Annotated in this window: 16 protein-coding genes; 9 read left to right on the top strand and 7 right to left on the bottom strand. The window is 63.4% G+C overall.

Features of this window, described 5'->3' with window-relative positions; translation table 11 throughout:
* The first annotated feature begins 5 nt into the window (after nucleotides 1-5).
* From OEG82_RS12665 to greA, 3 genes are all read left to right on the top strand, one after another.
* Nucleotides 6-1,043: an alcohol dehydrogenase catalytic domain-containing protein gene (locus OEG82_RS12665; RefSeq protein ID WP_267612786.1), complete on the top strand. Its 1,038-nt coding sequence runs from the start codon at nucleotides 6-8 to the stop codon at nucleotides 1,041-1,043.
* Nucleotides 1,044-1,119: 76 nt separating this feature from the next.
* Nucleotides 1,120-1,554: a DUF4864 domain-containing protein gene (locus OEG82_RS12660; RefSeq protein ID WP_425497585.1), complete on the top strand. Its 435-nt coding sequence runs from the start codon at nucleotides 1,120-1,122 to the stop codon at nucleotides 1,552-1,554.
* A 191-nt stretch (nucleotides 1,555-1,745) separates the two neighbouring features.
* Nucleotides 1,746-2,228 (top strand): transcription elongation factor GreA, encoded by a 483-nt coding sequence (gene greA / locus OEG82_RS12655; protein WP_267612785.1) that lies wholly within the window; start codon nucleotides 1,746-1,748, stop codon nucleotides 2,226-2,228.
* Between the two features lie 22 nt (nucleotides 2,229-2,250).
* Here the strand turns inward: greA and OEG82_RS12650 are convergent, their stop codons facing one another.
* A complete protein-coding gene (locus tag OEG82_RS12650; RefSeq protein ID WP_267612784.1) occupies nucleotides 2,251-3,162 on the bottom strand; it encodes an AraC family transcriptional regulator in 912 nt (303 codons plus the stop codon).
* 99 nt (nucleotides 3,163-3,261) lie between these two features.
* On the opposite strand from OEG82_RS12650, the gene OEG82_RS12645 reads away from it, so the two are divergent.
* Entirely contained in the window at nucleotides 3,262-4,017 is a 756-nt protein-coding gene (locus OEG82_RS12645) for an SDR family oxidoreductase (protein ID WP_267612783.1), read from the top strand.
* A 1,478-nt stretch (nucleotides 4,018-5,495) separates the two neighbouring features.
* Here the strand turns inward: OEG82_RS12645 and OEG82_RS12640 are convergent.
* Nucleotides 5,496-7,007 carry a mechanosensitive ion channel domain-containing protein gene (locus OEG82_RS12640; RefSeq protein WP_267612782.1) on the bottom strand — a complete coding sequence of 504 codons (1,512 nt, stop codon included), beginning with the start codon at nucleotides 7,005-7,007 and terminating at the stop codon, nucleotides 5,496-5,498.
* A gap of 233 nt (nucleotides 7,008-7,240) precedes the next feature.
* Here OEG82_RS12640 and OEG82_RS12635 point away from each other — a divergent pair, with 233 nt between their 5' ends.
* Nucleotides 7,241-7,903 (top strand): hypothetical protein, encoded by a 663-nt coding sequence (locus OEG82_RS12635; protein WP_267612781.1) that lies wholly within the window; start codon nucleotides 7,241-7,243, stop codon nucleotides 7,901-7,903.
* Between the two features lie 49 nt (nucleotides 7,904-7,952).
* On the opposite strand, the gene OEG82_RS12630 is transcribed toward OEG82_RS12635, so the two are convergent.
* Nucleotides 7,953-8,762 carry a hypothetical protein gene (locus OEG82_RS12630; RefSeq protein ID WP_267612780.1) on the bottom strand — a complete coding sequence of 270 codons (810 nt, stop codon included), beginning with the start codon at nucleotides 8,760-8,762 and terminating at the stop codon, nucleotides 7,953-7,955.
* A 462-nt stretch (nucleotides 8,763-9,224) separates the two neighbouring features.
* On the opposite strand from OEG82_RS12630, the gene OEG82_RS12625 reads away from it, so the two are divergent.
* Both OEG82_RS12625 and OEG82_RS12620 read left to right on the top strand, forming a co-directional pair.
* Nucleotides 9,225-9,557 carry a hypothetical protein gene (locus OEG82_RS12625; protein ID WP_267612779.1) on the top strand — a complete coding sequence of 111 codons (333 nt, stop codon included), beginning with the start codon at nucleotides 9,225-9,227 and terminating at the stop codon, nucleotides 9,555-9,557.
* 272 nt (nucleotides 9,558-9,829) lie between these two features.
* Nucleotides 9,830-10,138 (top strand): YdeI/OmpD-associated family protein, encoded by a 309-nt coding sequence (locus OEG82_RS12620; protein ID WP_267612778.1) that lies wholly within the window; start codon nucleotides 9,830-9,832, stop codon nucleotides 10,136-10,138.
* 180 nt (nucleotides 10,139-10,318) lie between these two features.
* On the opposite strand, the gene pyrG is transcribed toward OEG82_RS12620, so the two are convergent.
* The 4 genes from pyrG to OEG82_RS12600 all read right to left on the bottom strand — a co-directional run bounded on the left by pyrG (nucleotide 10,319) and on the right by OEG82_RS12600 (nucleotide 14,720).
* Nucleotides 10,319-11,956 carry a CTP synthase gene (gene pyrG / locus OEG82_RS12615; protein ID WP_267612777.1) on the bottom strand — a complete coding sequence of 546 codons (1,638 nt, stop codon included), beginning with the start codon at nucleotides 11,954-11,956 and terminating at the stop codon, nucleotides 10,319-10,321.
* 156 nt (nucleotides 11,957-12,112) lie between these two features.
* Entirely contained in the window at nucleotides 12,113-12,502 is a 390-nt protein-coding gene (secG, locus tag OEG82_RS12610; RefSeq protein ID WP_267612776.1) for a preprotein translocase subunit SecG, read from the bottom strand.
* A 130-nt stretch (nucleotides 12,503-12,632) separates the two neighbouring features.
* Nucleotides 12,633-13,403: a triose-phosphate isomerase gene (tpiA, locus tag OEG82_RS12605; RefSeq protein ID WP_267612775.1), complete on the bottom strand. Its 771-nt coding sequence runs from the start codon at nucleotides 13,401-13,403 to the stop codon at nucleotides 12,633-12,635.
* A 138-nt stretch (nucleotides 13,404-13,541) separates the two neighbouring features.
* Nucleotides 13,542-14,720 carry an MFS transporter gene (locus OEG82_RS12600; protein ID WP_267612774.1) on the bottom strand — a complete coding sequence of 393 codons (1,179 nt, stop codon included), beginning with the start codon at nucleotides 14,718-14,720 and terminating at the stop codon, nucleotides 13,542-13,544.
* Nucleotides 14,721-14,810: 90 nt separating this feature from the next.
* Between OEG82_RS12600 and OEG82_RS12595 the strand changes: the two genes are divergently transcribed.
* Together OEG82_RS12595 and OEG82_RS12590 are read left to right on the top strand one after the other, a co-directional pair.
* The gene (locus tag OEG82_RS12595) at nucleotides 14,811-15,695 is read left to right on the top strand and encodes a LysR family transcriptional regulator (protein WP_267612773.1); all 885 of its coding nucleotides are present in this window, start codon (nucleotides 14,811-14,813) and stop codon (nucleotides 15,693-15,695) included.
* A gap of 261 nt (nucleotides 15,696-15,956) precedes the next feature.
* Nucleotides 15,957-17,846 carry a peptidylprolyl isomerase gene (locus OEG82_RS12590; RefSeq protein ID WP_267612772.1) on the top strand — a complete coding sequence of 630 codons (1,890 nt, stop codon included), beginning with the start codon at nucleotides 15,957-15,959 and terminating at the stop codon, nucleotides 17,844-17,846.
* Nucleotides 17,847-17,861 lie beyond the last annotated feature (15 nt).

Genomic DNA, 17,861 nt, shown 5'->3' with positions numbered 1-17,861 from the left:
GAACCATGACCTTGCCCACGCAGATGAATGCCCTGATCCTGAAGAATGACGGCTTTTCCGGCAGCCGCACCGGGTCGGACATCGAGTCGCTCGAGCCCTATCTCGACCATGGCACCCTGCCCGTTCCCAAGCCCGGACCGGGTCAGGTGCTGGTCAAGATCCGCATGGCCTCGGTCAATCCGTCGGATCTTTATTTCATCAAGGGCGAATATGGCCAGCCACGGGTCAAGGGAGCGGCGGCGGGTTTCGAGGGCGTCGGCGATGTGGTTGATGGCCAGGGGCTTTATGCGCGCTATCTCAAGGGCAAGCGGGTGGCCTTTGTCGGTGGGGTCGGCGGATCGGGCGCCTGGGCGGACTATATCGTCGTGCCGGCCTCCACCTGCGTGGTGGTCAAGCCGGCAATGCGCGACGAGGACGCGGCCGGCCATGTGGTCAATCCGGTCACGGCCTGGACAATGTTCGACATCGTCAAGAAATCCGGCACCGGGAGCTTCATCTTCACCGCCGCCTTCAGCCAGCTGGGCAAGCTGATGGCGGGATTGTCGCGCGACAATGGCATCAAGATGATCGCCGTGATCCGCAAACAGAGCCAGGCCGCGCATCTGACCGCGCTCGGCGCCAGCGATGTGCTGGTGCAGTCGGATCCGGATTTTGCCGCCAAGCTGGCGGAACTGTGCAAATCCGACAAGCCGCGGATCCTGCTCGATGCGGTGGCCGATCAATCGGCCGCGGACATCTTTGCCGCCATGCCCGCCCGCGCCCGCTGGATCATCTATGGCCGGCTTGGCGCCGATGCGCCAAAAATCACCGAGCCGGGCCAGTTCATCTTCATGGACAAGCACATCGAAGGCTTCTGGCTGGCGAAATGGTTCAGGGAGGCCTCGATGATCGAGAAATTCAGGACCGTTCGCGCGGTGCAGAACCGGTTCATCACCGGCGCCTGGAAGACCGAGGTCGCGGCAAGGGTGAAACTGGCCGACGCCATGACGGAACTGCCCGGAGCGCTGAGGCTTGGAGACGGCAAGGTGATGATCGTGCCCTGATCCATGGCGCATCAGCTATTTTGAAACTTTCCTTCTGCCTGCTCCGTCCTATCTTGATGATAGATGGAGGCTGATCATGACCAATCCTTTCCCCGCCGTGTTGCCGCTGGCCGCGCTCCTGGCTCTTTTGACGTTGATGCCGGGCGCGGCCCGCGCCGATGCACAAGCCGATGCCCGCAACGTCATCGAAAGCCAGATCGAGGCCTTTCTGAGTGATGATGCCGCGGCCGCCTATTCCTTTGCCGCGCCGGCGATCAAGGAGATCTATCCCGACGAGGCCCGCTTCTTCGACATGGTCAAGCGCGGCTATCAGCCGGTCTACCGGCCGGGCAATTTTGCCTTCGGCCGCTCCAAGGCCGGTGATGACGGTGCGCGCATCGTCCAGGAGGTGATCATCCAGGGGCCGGACGGCCAGGACTGGACCGCGCTCTATTCGCTCGAGCGCCAGCCCGACGGCAGTTTCAAGATCAACGGTGTGCAGATGATCAAGGCCGCGGCGCCGCAGACCTGAGCGCGGCGCGCTCCGAGCCGGTGACCGCCGGGGCGAGAGCCATGCACCACAGGCATGGAACCATGCACACCGACCGGCGTTGACGCGGAACCGGCGCGACATTGCCAGTCGCGCGGGTTTCAACCTATGATGGTTCAAGCAGCTCCCCCGCGCCTTGCCCGGCGCGGCGAGCAGATGAAGGGAGAATTGCCGTGAGTGTCGCCTTCACCAAGGAAGAGAGTTCCGAAACAGCCGCCGAAACCTTGCTGCCCGACCGGCCGGTCTCGCCGCATCCCAATCTGGTGACACTGAGCGGGCTGAAGCTGATGCAGACCCAGCTCGAGGCGGCGCGCGCCGATTTCGAAGCGGCCAACGGCATTGAGGACGTCAACGAGAAGCGCCGGCAGCAGGCCAGCCCGTTGCGCGACGTGCGCTATTACGCCGAGCGGGTGCGCAGCGCGCAGGTGATGCCCGATCCGGTCAACCATGAGGTGATCGCCTTCGGCTCCACCGTCACCTATAGCCGCGACGACCGCCCGCCGCAGACCTACCGCATTGTCGGCGAGGACGAGGCCGACCCGAAATCCGGCACGATCTCGTTCGCCTCGCCGGTGGCGCGCGCGCTGATGGGCAAGTCCGTTGGCGATGTCGTCGAGGTCGGCGAGCAGGAACTCGAAGTGATTTCAATTTCTTAAACTTCACGATTCAAGTGGCGTTTCACCGCCGATTCGGCTCTGTGTCAGCGCGCGCATAGCGGGTTGGCGGCATCCCGACCGAGCGGGTGAAGGCAATGCTGAATGTGCTGGCCGAGCCATAGCCCACCTGCCCGGCTATCGCCTCGATGGTTCCTTCCCTGCGGCGAAGAAGCCTTTTTGCCAGCGCCATGCGCCAGGACAGCAGATATTCCATCGGCGTCATCCCCATGGCGCGGCTGAAGCGATCGAAGAAGGCCGAGCGCGACAGCGATGCTTCATGCGCCAGAGCCGCGATGGTCCAGGCCCTTTCCGGGCTCTCGTGGATCTTGCGGATGGCCGCTGCCAGCCGAACATCGGCGAGACCGCGCAGCAGTCCCGGCGAGGCCGCCGTGCCCGCCGATGAGCGCAGCGCCTCGATCAGCATCACTTCCAGCAGATGGCCCAGAATGACGTTGCGCGCAGGACGCTGGTCCCGGGCTTCGTCGCGTACCAGCCCGACAATCTGCGACAGACGGGCTTCGCCGCGCACATGGATGAGTTGTGGCAACAGCGAGACCAGCAGCCCGGCATCGTCGGAGCCAAAGGCGAAATGGCCGATCAGCACCCGGGCATTGGCCGGTGCCAGCGGATCGCCATGCCGGATTTCGTCCACGCGCATGGTCACCGTCAGCGGATCGACCGTCGCGGTTTCCTGCCCGGTGTTGGACATCGAAAAGCCAACCACCGAGGGGATCAGCACGAAATCTCCCTGCTCCAGATCGATCGGTGCCTGCCCGTCAGTTTCAAGCCGCACCGAGCCTTCCATCACCACGCAATAGAATGGCTGGCCGGTTGCCGGACGCTCGACCCGCCAGGCGCCGGCGCCGCTTGCGACTTTCGACAGCAAGGCGCCGGGCTGCAGCAGGGTGACCATTTCGGCCAGTGGATCGGTCATGATCAGGACGCTCGCTCATGTGATGCGGACTTTGAGCTATACACCGTCCGGTTTTCCGGCGCTAGGCTATGGCTCCACACTGGAACTGAAGGATCTGCCATGAAAACCATCTTGATCACCGGATGCTCATCCGGCTTTGGCCGCGACACCGCGCTTTACTTCCTCGATCGCGGCTGGAACGTTGTCGCCACCATGCGCACGCTGCGCGACGATGTGCTGCCGCAGCATGACCGCCTGCGGCTTGTCACGCTCGATGTCACCGATGCTGCCAGCATCCGTGATGCGACCCGAGCCGCCGGGCCGGTCGACGTGCTGGTCAACAATGCCGGCATCGGCTGGTTCAATGCGCTGGAAGGCACGCCGATGGAGCTGGCGCGCGGCATTTTTGAAACCAACACGCTCGGCACCATGGCCATGAGCCAGGCGGTGCTGCCGCAGTTTCGCCAGCGTCGGGCTGGCGTGATCATCAATGTCTCCTCCAGCGTCACGCTGAAGCCGCTGCATCTGCTGTCGGCCTATACCGCCAGCAAGGCCGCGGTGAACGCCTTTACCCAGGTGCTGGCGCTGGAACTGGAGCCGTTCGGCATTCGCGCCCATGTGGTGTTGCCGGGCCGCTCGCCGGATACGCGGTTCGGCGAAAGCGCCATGGCGCTCAACACCGCCGCCGGCGGCTTTCCCGAGGCCTATGCCGGCCTGGTGCAAAGCGTGGTTGCCGAGCGCCAAGAACAATCACCCGGCGAAGTGACCCATCCGGCCGATGTGGCCGAGGCGATCTGGCGTGCGGCCACCGACCCCGCCTGTCCGCTGCTGCTGCCGGCCGGCGCCGACGCTGTTGCCACCGCGCAGGCGGCCTGAACGAGGGGTACGGCAAGCTCCCTGATCGACAATTCCGGGCGCGGCGGGCATGGAGGCTGCCGCGCCGATGGACACTGCGTTTCTGGTTTTGGGCGAGACATGCAGAAGCAGTGCCGCGCGAAGATTTTCGCCGGGGGATTGTTTTGCAAATCCGGAGGACCGCACGCGGGCTTTGCCTCAGGAAGTTAGAATATGGGTGGCGCAGCACGCGCGCGGCCCGAGTGTCGCCGGATGATGTCCGCATCCGACAGGCGGTTCCTCGCATCCTCGGGGTTTTACGCCCGCCCGGATTGCTCCGGCCGCGATCAGGACAGATCGCGGGAGATGGTTTTCGTGGTCCGGCACGTCTTTTCCGATGGGGAAAATCCGCCACAGGCCCGTTCCGGCGCTGCAGTCTATCCCGCCCGAGGACGGGATCTGCCGTGAGGCAGGAACTGCCCGAAGGCAGCATGACTGCAAGCCCGGCCCGGTGGCTGGCTTGGCCGATATTTTCAACCGGCTGCCAGCGGAGCCACGATGGTCACCGCCTCCTTCCGCGATCTGCCGCACGTTCCGGCACTTCCCGAAAGGCCTTCCTCCCACCTGGTCCAGCACGTTCACGTTCCATCCGGCAGCGGGAGCACGCTGATGATGGCACGGGGCTGCGGGGTGTGGAAAAAATGGGCGCAGATTTTTGCGCGATGGTGCCGCGCGCACACTCTCCACCCCGGTGGGGAGAAAGCAAAATCATGACCTTAGCTTCAGCTAAGTCATAGATTTTGCAAGAGAGGGGGTTGGTTTCAGTGCCCAAAATTGTCCCCCTCACTTGCGATTTCTAGCACTTGGCTGAAGCCAAGGCGCTGAAATCGCTTTCTCTCCCACAAGGGTAGAGAAGGAGCTTCGCGCGTCATCTTTAAACCATTGAAAAATCTCAGGGATGGACGGGGCGCTGTTCCAGATTGTCGTCATGCCGGACCCCCATCCGGCATCCAACGGGCGAGCGTCCGCGAGCCGGTAAACTCCTGCGGCATCATGGTTTTTGGCAAGACGCTCTCCCGCGTCCGCAGAAGCGGACGCAGCTGGATCCCGGCTCGGGGGCCGGGATGACGAAGCGAGGGAGCGGCGTTCGATCTTGCGGGTTTTTCCCCGTCAATTCAGCAATTGCAGCGCCCAATCCCCCCTTGCGGTGGGGTCCGGAGGACGGGGCGAGACCCGTGGCTCGCGCCAGCAGCCCCGACAGGGCAGAGGGGGTATGTTGCGTTTGATACCGACAGCACAGTGATTGCTGTGACATTACCCCCCTCTGTCACCTACGGTGACATCTCCCCCGCAAGGGGGAGATCGGGTGCTTGCGGCAAAAGCTGTAAACCACCGATCCGGTCCGGTGTGTAAACGATCTATCCGGTCCGGACAGCGGTGACATCTCCCCCGCAAGGGGGAGATTGGGTGCTTGCGGCGAGTGTTGTAAACCACCTATCCGGTCTGGCAGCACCCTGCCCTCACACCACCGGGCGTGCGCCGAGTTCGTCCTCGGCGTCGGTGGAGAGCAGGTCGGAGCCGGATTGTTGCTGGCGTTCGTCGTCGACCTTTTTCAGCACCGCCTCGTCGACGCCGGTGTCGGTGACCTTGTCGGCGGCTTCGTCGCTGACTTTTTCAGCGGCCGTTCTGGTGGCCCGGTCTTCCGACTGAACGCGGGCCTGAACCTCGCTCTGATCCCCGAGGCGGGGCTCGGCCGATGGAGGCGTGGCTGGTTCGGGGGGCGGTGTGGTGGACGCGGCGGACTTGCCCGGAGCAGGCTCCGGGGCGGATGCGGCGGCCGGCTGGCTGGTGGTGGGGACCGGGGCGCCGGTGTCGAAACGGAGCCGGTAGATCGGTTCGGGCAGTGCGAAGCCGGCGGTTTCGAGCGCGGTCTTGACGGTGCGGATCGCCTCGGAACGGGCCTTGATGAAATCGGTCTCGGTCTGGTTGATCCAGCCCGACAGGCCGATCAGCACGTTGGAATCGCCGACCTGCTCGATCCAGGCGCCGGGCTCGGGGTTTTTCAGCACGAAATCAAGGCCTTGCAAGGTCTGGTGGCAGACGGCAAGGGCTGCGTGCAAGGCGCTGTCGGCGTCGACGCCGAGCTCGAAGGAGAAGCGGCGCTCGGGATTGCGGGTGTAGTTGACGATCTTGGCCTTGAACACGGTGGCGTTGGGGATGCGGATATGGTTGCCGTCAATGTCCATCAGGATGGTGGCGCGCGAGGTGAGCCGGATGACAAAACCCTGCATGCCCTCGAGCGCGATGAAATCGCGCGGCTGGAACGGCTGGCGGATCGAAAGCAGGATCGAGGCGATGTAGTTTTCCACCGTGTCCTTGACCGCGAATCCGATGGCAAGACCGATGATGCCGACGGCGCCCAGAATGGTGCCGAGCACGGCGGTGGCGCCGAGAATGTCGAGCGCGGTGACCGCGCCGAGCATCAGGAAGGCAAGCCAGACGGTCTGGCGCAACAGATCGGCGATGAAGGCATTGGGGGTGAGCCAGCCCCAGGGCTGGGTGCGGGTGGTGACGAACCAGCCGAGCAGGCCGATCAGCAGCCAGACCAGGCCCGCCACCAGCACCAGCGGCAGATAGTCGAGCGTCTGCTGCAGCCGGGTCTCGAACCGGCCGATCACCGGCTTGAGCCGTTCGGTGACGGCGGTCTGTTCGGTGAGCCGGTTTTCGATGGCAACGACGCCCGACACACGGCTGACCAGGTCCTCGGCCTTTTGCGCCAGTGCGGCCTGCTCGACCTGGCCGGTGAGCCTGACCACCCCGGCTGTGACCGAGACGCCGAGGTGACCCAGGCCGTCGATCTCGCGGAAAATGGTCTGGATGCGGCTGCGGATCTGCGCGTCGGCGGTGACCGATGTGCCGGTCTCGATCACCGGCCCGGCGGGCTCGGCGGTGTCCTGCGCGGCGGTCGGGGCGGCAAGCGCAAGCGCCAGCATCAGCCAGAGGGCGCGGGGAATGGAGAGGATGCGGCGCATGGCAAATTTCCTGAGCTGATGGCAGCCCGGGTGCGGACCGGACAATGAGGCCCTACCTAACCCGATCCACCCGCGACAGCCAAGGCCTGTGCTGCAGGGATGCCACCGGCGGAACCCAAACAGCTGCGAGATGGTTTGTGACACAGCCGGGCAAAGCTTTTACACAGAGCGCCAAGGCAGGGGCGCGCGGAACCCGTGCGGGCGACAGCGGCACAAAGGATGCGCACACCACAATGGCAAGCAGCAAAACCCGGAAAATCATCCGACTGGCGGGGCTCGTCGTGTTTTACGGCTGCCTGATTGCCGGCGGGCGCTGGCTGGGGCTGGCGATCGAGGAGCGGCTGCAGGTGCCAGGCCTTGCCTCGGCCGGCCTGCCCTATCTCGGCGCAGTCGCCGGCATCCTGCTCGCCTATGTGGTGCTGACGGCGATTCCGTTCGTGCCCGGCACCGAGATCGGCGTGGCGCTGCTGATGGTGTTTGGCGCAAGGCTGGCGGTGGTGGTCTATCTGTCGACGGTCATGGCGCTGACGCTGGCCTTTGCCGTGGGGCGGCTGGTGCCGGAGCAGCGGCTGGCGGGATGGCTCGGGCGTCACGGGTTCGACCGCGCTGCCGGGCTGATCGAAACCTTCCACCAGCTCGGGCCCGCAGGCCGTGACCAGTATCTGACCCAGCACGCACCGCGCTGGCTCAGGCCGTTGCTGGTCGAGCACCGGATGATCACCCTTGTCGTGCTGATCAACCTGCCGGGCAACACGCTTCTGGGCGGCGGCGGCGGCATTGCGCTGGTCACCGGGCTGAGCAAGCTGATGTCATGGCCGCAATTCCTGCTCGGCGTCTGTCTCGCCGTGTCTCCGGTGCCGCTGGTGGTGGTGGGGGCAAGCTGGCTTGGCGGGTAATGCATCGAACGATGCGGTAAAGCGGCCGGCACCAAGCGCCGGTTCTTGCCTATTTGCTCATCCAGATTTCCAGATTGCCCAGCGAGACATTGGAGAAATTGGAGAAATAGCGCAGTTTCGGTAGGTTTCCGGCAAGCACCGGCGGGTCACTGGCGGTGATCGCCGCCACAAGCCGCTCGGCATTTTCCCGGTCCTCCTCGTGAAAATACCGGACTTCGTAGAGCCCTGCAGCGGCGGCGATGCGTTCGGTGTCCTGCATCGTCCAGCCCAGCGCTGCCAGACGACTGACGAAGGGGACGATTTCTGCATTCCGATCAAGCGCGCCGGCAAATTGCAGGTAAACCCGCTGCGGGCTGCCGGCGACGGGCGAAGTCACCATAGGTGTGTCATCCGCGTCCGCGCCGGCAGCCGACGGGTCAACCTCGACCTGGCTGTCTTCGGCTTCGACCTTCGGTGGCGGGGTGCAGCGCGATGCAGAAATCCAGCACAGGATGGTAGGGTAGAACTGCTGGCTGGTGTCGGACAGGGTCTTGTTCAGTCCCTCGCCGCCATAGACAAACAGGCCGCCGATGACGATGATTGCCGACAGCACCACCTTGAATCGGGTTTCCCGGAACAGATAGGCGACGACGACCCCGACGGCGTAAAGAAACACACAGAAACCGGCAAAGGCCAACAATTCCGAATATCGCGGACTTTTGAAAACATTCTGGTAAATCGCAAAGGCACTGGCCAGGCCAAGAACAATGATGACCGCGCCATAGAGATACGGATTTTGATCCCGCATCTTCTTGATGAATCCCCAATCCACCGTCTCGGAGGGGTTTGCAGCGGGGTCATTGTCATTGTCGAGCGCCATGAGTTCCCTCCAAAATCCAGAGTTTTATCATATACCCAAAGCAACGCTTGGCAACTATTGCGGATTTTATACTTAGACAGACCGGCGCCCGGACCTGCTTCACGATTACCCGCCACCACGCGACCAGCAGGTTTCGAGCCAATTTCGCACCAGCTCAAGTGATTTGTGTCGACGTCGGGGCCGGCATGGCGGTGCAAGGCCGGTTTTGCGGCGAAACACGGTACGCTGGACGCGGCGCCGTCCAAAACCCGTCCGACGCGCAAGCCGCGCCAATACCCGCGCGAGCGAAAATAAAACAGCGGATATCTTGAGGATATACTTTGCAACGCACGAAATCCGGAGCAGATATGCAGTTGTGCGCGTCAAACCTCCGTTGGGGCCATTGCCGCGCAAGTCAAACTCAAAAGAGGGATCTGAAATGCGTGGAACCGGATTTTACTTTTTCTCTTCGGCGTGCTGTGCGTGACGCTCGGGATGATCTGGGGGATCGAGATGGCGATCTCGGGTGATCACATGCTGGCCCCGGCGCATGCCCATCTCAACCTGGTCGGCTGGGCCACCCTGGCGCTGTTCGGCCTGTACTACACCCTGACACCATCGGCCGGGGCGACGCTGCTGGCGAAAATCCATCTGGGACTGGCAATCGCCGGCGTGGTGGTGATGGTTCCGGGCATCGCCATCGTGCTCAAGGGCGGTGGCGAGGCGGTTGCGGCGACGGGATCAATGCTGACAGCCGCCTCGATGCTGGTGTTTTTGTACACGGTGTTCAAGAACGGGCTTGGCCGGCCGGCCTGACTGATTGCGCGCCGGGTCCGACAGATCCTGGCGCGCACCCGCCTTCCTTGCGAGACGCCGGGTTAGACACGGCGCGAAGACTGGATATAACTTTATCCGGTGCAATCCCGGTGACGGCCGATGCACCGGCGCCCGCCTTGCGTGTTGCGCACCGTCGAAACCTGTCCCGGCACACCCAGAACCCCATACTTCAAAAATGCGCTTTTGCCTGCTATCCTGGCTCTCGAAACAGGTCGACATTCCGCACTCATAAAACTCCGATAGGCAGATGGATGAAAAGGAAGTTGTCAGGTGGTCTTGTCCACGAGTTGCCCAACGATCTGGTTGATGCACTGACGGACTCGACAGAAGTTATAAATCGCTGGGAAAACCTGACACCAATAGCCCGGAACGAATTCATCTGCTGGGTGGAGGACGCAAAACAGGACAAGACCCGGATACGGCGGATCAAACGTACTGTGGAAGAGCTTCTCGAAGGTCAAAAACGTCCATGCTGTTGGGCAGGCTGCATTCATCGCACCGACAAGAAACCCGGCAAGTGGCAGCAAGCCGTGTTGATCGACAAGAAATCCAGCACATAAAACCCAAAAACGCCATCAGCAGGCAGGCGTTCCAGATGCCGCGGAAGCGACACTGGATTGCCAATGCCCATTTCCCATCTGCCCGGGATTTGAAGCGTTTTCGACGTATTTCACCCGCAAAAGGCCGGAAACTGGACCACGCAGCCTTTTGCCGGCTCCGATCAGCCTGTCAGGCCGGTTCTAAACCAGCCGCGACTGCTCCAATGCAGCCTCGATGAAGCTTGCAAACAGCGGATGCGGCTCCAGAGGCCTCGACTTGAGCTCGGGGTGATACTGCACGCCGATGAACCAGGGATGGACATCCTGGGGATATTCGATGGTTTCGGGCAGCAAGCCGTCGGGCGAGATGCCGGAGAAGACCAGGCCGGCGGCCTCGAGCTGCTCCCGGAAGGCGATATTGACCTCGTAGCGGTGACGATGGCGCTCGGAGACCTCGTTGGAACCGTAGATGCCGGCAATCAGCGAGCCGGATTTCAGCGGGTGCGGATAGGCGCCGAGCCGCATGGTGCCGCCCAGATCGCCATTGGCGGCGCGCTTTTCAAGCTGGTTGCCCTTGAGCCATTCGGTCATGATGCCGACGACATGGGTGCCGCTCTTGCGGTCGAACTCCGACGACATCGCGTCCTCGATGCCGGCCAGGTTGCGCGCCGCATCAAGCACCGCCATCTGCATGCCGTAGCAGATGCCGAAATAGGGGACCTTGCGCTCGCGGGCAAAGCGGGCGGCGGCGATCTTGCCTTCGGCGCCGCGTTCGCCAAAGCCGCCGGGCACCAGGATGCCATTGACCTTTTCGAGCCAGGGCGACGGGTCTTCCTTTTCGAAGATCTCGCTCTCGATCCATTCGAGCTTGACCTTGACCCGGTTGGCGATGCCGCCGTGATAGAGCGCCTCGATCAGCGATTTGTAGGCGTCCTTGAGGCCGGTATATTTGCCGACGATGGCGATGGTGACTTCGCCCTCGGGATTGTGGATGCGTTCGGACACGGTTTCCCAGGCGCCCATGCGCGGCGCCGGCGCCGGGTCGATGCCGAAGGCGGCCAGAACCTCGGTGTCGAGGCCTTCCTTGTGATAGGCGATCGGCACATCATAGATCGAGGGCACGTCGAGCGCCTGGATGACGGCGGAGGGCCGCACATTGCAGAACTGCGACAGCTTGCGGCGCTCTTCCGGCGGGATCTCGCGGTCGGCACGGACCAGCAGGATGTCGGGCGCGATGCCCATGGCCTGCAGTTCCTTGACCGAATGCTGGGTCGGCTTGGTCTTGAGCTCTCCGGCGGCAGCAATCCACGGCATCAGCGTCAGGTGCACATAGACAGCATTGCCGCGCGGCAGATCGTTGCCAAGCTGGCGGATCGCCTCGATGAAGGGCATCGCCTCGATATCGCCGACGGTGCCGCCGATCTCGCAAAGCACGAAATCATAATCCTCGTTGCCCTCGAGCACGAAGTTCTTGATTTCATTGGTGACATGCGGAATGACCTGGACGGTGGCGCCGAGATAGTCGCCGCGGCGTTCCTTGTCGATGATGTCCTTGTAGATGCGGCCGGTGGTGATGTTGTCGGACTGGACCGCCGAGCGGCCGGTGAAGCGCTCGTAATGGCCGAGATCGAGATCGGTCTCGGCGCCGTCGTCGGTGACGAAGACCTCGCCGTGCTGGGTCGGGCTCATGGTGCCCGGATCGACATTGAGATAGGGGTCGAGCTTGCGCAACCGCACCCGGTAACCACGGGCCTGCAGGACTGCACCTAGGGCGGCTGAGGCAATGCCCTTGCCAAGCGAGGAGACCACGCCGCCGGTTATGAAAACATATCGCGCCATGGGGTTGAACCGATACCTTTAGAACACTGATTCCGCCACCCTAAAATTCCGGTGGCGCATATTAGTGGTGCATAACGGCCCGACGGCCCCAAAAACCACATGAAAAAACCGGCGGAGGCGCTTTTCGCCATCCGCCGGTCAAGCTGTCTTTCGGCCTTACTGGCCGGAAGGAACGTCGGAGCCGGGAACCGCGGGGGCTGCCGGGATGTCGGCGCCCGCCGAGGGGGCCGGCGCCGGCGTTGCCGCGCCGCCAAGCTGGTCGAGCACGCCGGAACCCGAACCGTCGGTCTGGGTCGGGATGCGGTCGAGAATGTCGGTGGGGTTGTCGCCATAGCGGGCCAGGATACCCAGCGCCAGCGAGGTGACGAAGAAGGCCGCAGCCAGAATGCCGGTAGTGCGCGTCAGCGCATTGGCAGCACCACGCGCCGACATCAGCCCGGAACCGCCGCCGATGCCGAGGCCTCCGCCTTCCGAGCGCTGAATCAGCACGATGCCGACAAGCGCCAGCACGATCATGAGATGAATGACAATCAATACGGTTTGCATCGTGTTCTTTCCTGCCCGTCAAGGGCGCAATCTTCTGAGCGTTTGGCGGCTCTTTACACGAGGGCAGCCAGCTTTCCAAGTCCCGTCTGGGCGGAACAGCGACCGCGAGGCGGTCAAAATCGGTATCTGCCTAGCCGATCAGGCCGCGGCAGGCCTTACAGATGGCGAGGAAGTCGACCGCTTTCAAGCTGGCGCCGCCAATCAGCGCGCCGTCGACATCGGCGATGGCAAGCAGCTCGGCGGCGTTGGAAGGCTTGACCGAACCGCCATAGAGCAGCCGCATCGCAGCCCCCTCGCCGCCAAAGCGGGTTTTCATCTCCGCGCGGATGAAACCATGCGCCTCGGCGATGTCGGCCACTGTCGGGGTGAGACCGGTGCCGATGGCCCAGACCGGCTCATAGGCAATGACGGTGTCTTGCGCGGTGGCGCCATCGGGGACGGAGCCGGCAAGCTGATCGCCCAACACCTTGAGTGTTTCGCCGGATTTGCGCTGGGCTTCGGTCTCGCCGATGCAGATGATTCGGACAAGGCCCGCGGATTTGGCGGCTTCGGCCTTGGCGCGGACGGTGTCGTTGCTCTCGCCATGCAGGGTGCGGCGCTCGGAATGGCCGACCAGCACATGCGAGGCCAGGCAATCCGCGATCATCTGAGCCGAGACATCGCCGGTGAAGGCGCCGCTCTGTTCGGTGTGGCAATCCTGGGCGCCGATCATCAGCGGCGTCTCGTCGGCAATCGCGGTGGCGACATAAAGCAGTGTCGCGGGCGGGCAGATCAGCGCGTCGATCTGGCCGGAGAGGTCCGGGCCCAGACCATCGGCGATCGCCTTGATCTGGTCCAGATTTTCGCGGGTTCCGTTCATCTTCCAGTTGCCGGCCACAAGCGGGCGGATGCCAGGTGTCATCAGAAATCTCCGGTCAATTGTGTTGAACCGGGCTTAGCAGACCGGAGGGGATTTGCAAATGATGGGTAAAGGCAACCCCCTGCCCGGCCCCGCTCTCGAAAGAGCGGCATGCCGGGCAAAGTTCCCGGCAAGCCAGTGTCAGACTGCCGGAACGAGGCGTGAGGTGCCATCAAGCCGGCCAGACAAGCGGGTCAGGCCGATGCCGGCGATGACAGCCACGGCGCCGACGAACGGCGTGGCTGCGAGGCCCAGATGTTCGACGACCAGCCCACCGGACCAGGCTCCGAACGCAATGCCGAGATTGAAGGCGCCGATGTTGAGGCCGGAGGCAACATCGACAGCACCCGGGCTGACCTCGCGGGCGATCTGCACGACATAGGTCTGCAGAGGCGGAACATTGGCAAAGGCAAAGCCGCCCCAGAGTGCGACGACCGCGATTGCCGCCACAGGGTGGGACAGAGCCAGCCCCAACGCCACCAGCATCAGCGCAAGTCCGACGAAAATCAGGGTCAGCGCGGGCACGGGGCCGACACGGTCGGAAAGCTTGCCGCCCAGAATGTTGCCCGCTGCCACCGAAGCTCCATAAAGCAGTATGACAAGGCTGACCGCCCCGGCCGACAGTCCGGTTACGCCGGTCAGCATCGGCGCGAGGAAGGTGAAGGCGACAAAATTGCCGCCATAGCCGACCGCGGTGATCAGGTAGACCAGCAGCAAGCGCGGAGAGGTAAGAACCCCTGCCTGAGCGCGCAGGCTGGGCGGCGCGGATTGCGGCAGGTTGGAAGGAACCAGAACCGCGCTGGCAACTAGACCGATGACACCAAGTCCGACAACGCCGAGAAATGTGGACTGCCAACCGAATGTCTGGCCGACCCAGGTCCCCAGCGGCACGCCGGTGACAAGGGCCACGGTCAGACCCATGAACACCATGGCGATGGCGGAACTCTCCTTTTCCCTCGGCACCAAGCTGGTTGCGATGGTCGAGGCGATGGCGAAGAAAACGCCGTGGGCCAAGCCGGTGATGAAACGGGCAACGACAAGGCTGCCATAGCCGGGGGCAAAGGCGGCGAAGATGTTGCCGACAATAAAGAGCGCCAGAAGCGCCAGGAGCAGGGTCTTGCGCGGCAGCTTGCCGGTCAAAGCCGTGAGAACCGGCGCACCGATGGTGACGCCAAGAGCGTAAAGACTGACCAGAAGGCCAGCTGAGGGAAGAGAAACGCCGAGACTGCCGGCGATGGTGGGAAGCAGGCCGACGATCACGAACTCCGTGGTACCGACGGCGAAAGCGCTGATTGTCAGCGCCCAAAGTGCGAGAGGCATGGGTAAACTCCTGTAGGGAAGGACTGGACCCACGAGATGGCATGGCCTAACTGTTGCGTGAACGGGCTGAACTGGAAAGGGCCTTTGCGCATGACGCACGAACTGCCGCAAACCACGGATCTTGCGGTCTTCATCACCGTCATTGAGTGCGGCGGATTTGCAGAGGCGGCACGCAGGCTAGGTGCGGCACCTTCTACCCTGAGCCGGACGGTGACGCGGCTGGAGCGGCAGCTTGGCGTGACAATACTTCGGCGCTCGACACGCGGGATCGAGATCACGCCGGAGGGCCGCGATCTGTTACAGGCAGCGCGGGAGATCGTGGAGCGGACCGAGGCACTGGCGGATATGGCCGCTGGCAGCCGCGCGCCGCGAGGTCCGCTGCGCGTCAACGCGCCGGTGCCTTATGTCCTGCATGTCATCGCACCCCGGATTGCGGAATTTCATGCGCGCTATCCCGAGATCGACCTGACCATCGACATGACGGATCGCGTGGTGGATCTGATCGAATCCCAGGCGGACGTGGTGATTCGCTTTGGCGCCCTGCCCGACAGCGACCTGCTGCAGCGCCCATTGGGCAAGGCGGAATGGCGGCTCGTGGCAGCTCCATCCTATCTGGACCGGGTCGGCTATCCTTCGGTCCCAACCGAACTGGCCTCGATGGAACAGGTGCTTTTTTCTGCACCTGCCCACATCAATATATTGAAATTTCACGGCCTTGAGGCTCCGGTTGAACCCCGCGCCGCTGTGGTGGCAACCAATGGCGAAGCCGTCCGGCATCTGGTGTTGAACGGTATGGGGATCGCACGATTTTCCGGTTACATGATTGACCGGGATATCGCGGAAGGCCGTGTCGTCGAACTCTTTCAAGGCAGGCTCGACATTCGTCCGCTCGACATCACCGCGCTCTATCTGACACGCGCCTCGGGCCTGCGCCGCCTGTCGGTCTTTCTTGACTGGCTGGAGAATATGCCATGAGCTTCCGGCTGCCTTCGGAACAGACGTGCGGGCTTACATGCTTTCCGTCGGGACGAAACAGCCGGACTTGCGCCCGGTTGAGCGCAGGATGGCGCAGAAGCTCATTGCAGGAGGCCTGCACGGCGGCGCCATCGCCTCACCTATTCACGTCGCCTACTCTTCATTTCGCCGCAGCTTTGGTCTAAAGGGGTTCGCAAGAGGTTTGCGGGGTTGGCGTTTGGCCGCTTCGCGGGCCGTCATGACAATGCTGCGGGAGCTTTGATGCTTGATATATTGCGCAAGGGCGCCCAGGGCTGGGTTGCCAAATTTCTTCTGATTTTGCTGGTCGCGTCGTTTGGCGTGTGGGGCATTTCCGGGTCGATCCTGAATGCCGGCAATGATGCGGTGATCACGGTCGGCGACACGGTGGTGAGCCCGACCGAGTTCCGGCTCGCCTATGACCGCCAGGTCAGCGTGGTCGGACGCCAGATCGGCCAGAGGCTGACAACCGAGCAGGCCCGCGCCTTCGGCGTCGAGAACCAGGTCTATTCGCAGCTGATCGCCGGCGCGCTGCTCGACGAGCAGGCACGCGAGATGAATCTGGGGCTGTCGGATGACCGGCTGGCCGCGGTGATCGCCGACGACCCGGCATTTCACGATTTCAACGGCCGCTTCGACCGCAACAATTTCCAGAGCGTGCTGCGTTCGGTGGGCATGAGCGAAGAGGACTATCTGAAGAACCGCAGCCAGGTGGCGGTGCGGACCCAGATCGTCGAAGCCGTGTCCGACGGCTTCAAGGCGCCCGACGCCCTGATCAAGGCGCTGGCGCAATACGAGACCGAAAGCCGCGATGTGGATTATCTGCTGCTGACCAAGGCCAATATCGACCCGATCGCCGCTCCCGAGGATGCGGAGCTGGCAAGCTGGTTCGACGAGAACAAGGCCAAATATGCCGCACCCGAATACCGCAAGATCAATTATGTGCGGCTGTTGAGCGAGGACATTTCCGACCCGGCGGCCATCACCGCCGAGGCGGCCCGGGCCGATTACGAGGCCCGCAAGGACCGCTACACCACGGCCGAAACCCGCACCATCGACCAGCTGGTCTTTGCCGACCGTGCGGCCGCGGATGCGGCGGCGGCGGACCTGGCCTCGGGCAAGAGCTTTGACGAGCTGGTGGCGGCGCAAAACCGAAGTGCTGCGGATGTGCGCATCGGCTCGTTCTCCAAGACCGGCCTGCCCGACCAGTCGATGGCCGACGCCGTGTTTGCCGTGGCCGAGGCCGGCGGCACCACGCCGGTGGTCGACGGCCAGTTCGGCCCGGTGATAATCCGGGTTGCCGAGATCACGCCGGAATCCTCGAAAAGCTTCGAAGAGGTCGAGGCCGAAATTCGCGAACAGCTGGCGCTGGCCGAGGCCGGACAGGTGCTGCTTGACGTGCATGACGCCTATGAGGACGCCCGCGCCGGCGGCATGACGCTGACAGAGGCGGCCACGCAGCAAAAACTCACCCCGGTTACGATCGAGGCGGTGGACCGCACCGGCAAGACACCCGATGGCGAGGTGCTCGGCGATATCCCTGAATCCAATGCGTTGCTGCAGGCGGCGTTCGAGGCCGGGGTCGAGGTGGAAACCCCGCCGATCAATATCGGCGCCGAAGGCTTTGTCTGGTTCGAGGTGGCAGACGTCACCCCGGCCCGCGACCGCACGCTGGACGAAGTCCGCGACCAGGTGGTGGCCGACTGGACGGCGGAAAAGACCATCGAGGCGCTTGGCGCCAAGGCCACGGAACTGAAAGACCGCGTCGCCAAGGGCGCCGAGCTGTCGGCCATTGCCGAAGAGATGTCGGTGGCGGTGGAGACCAAATACGGCCTCACCCGGCGCGGCGCCGATGCGGTGTTTGGCGCAGCCGCCGTGTCTTCGGCCTTTTCCGGACCGTCGGGCCTGGTCGAAGTGGCCAGCGACGCCTCCGGGGAAAACCAGATCCTGCTCAAGGTGACATCGGTCAATGACGCCGCGTCGACAACTGCCGCTTCGGTGCCGGAAGAGCAGCGGACCCAGGTGGCGCAGCAGATGGCCGATGACATTCTCGACCAGATGGTGGCGCGGCTGCAGGCCGAATATGGCGTGGCGATCAACCGGCCATTGGCCGAGCGCGCGCTGGCGTTCTAGGGGTCTGAAAAGCAG

Origin of the sequence: Hoeflea ulvae (genome assembly GCF_026619435.1) — a bacterium.
Taxonomy (GTDB): domain Bacteria; phylum Pseudomonadota; class Alphaproteobacteria; order Rhizobiales; family Rhizobiaceae; genus Hoeflea; species Hoeflea ulvae.
The sequence above is the reverse complement of the archived record's forward strand: the minus strand, read 5'-3'. Positions and strand labels throughout refer to the sequence as shown.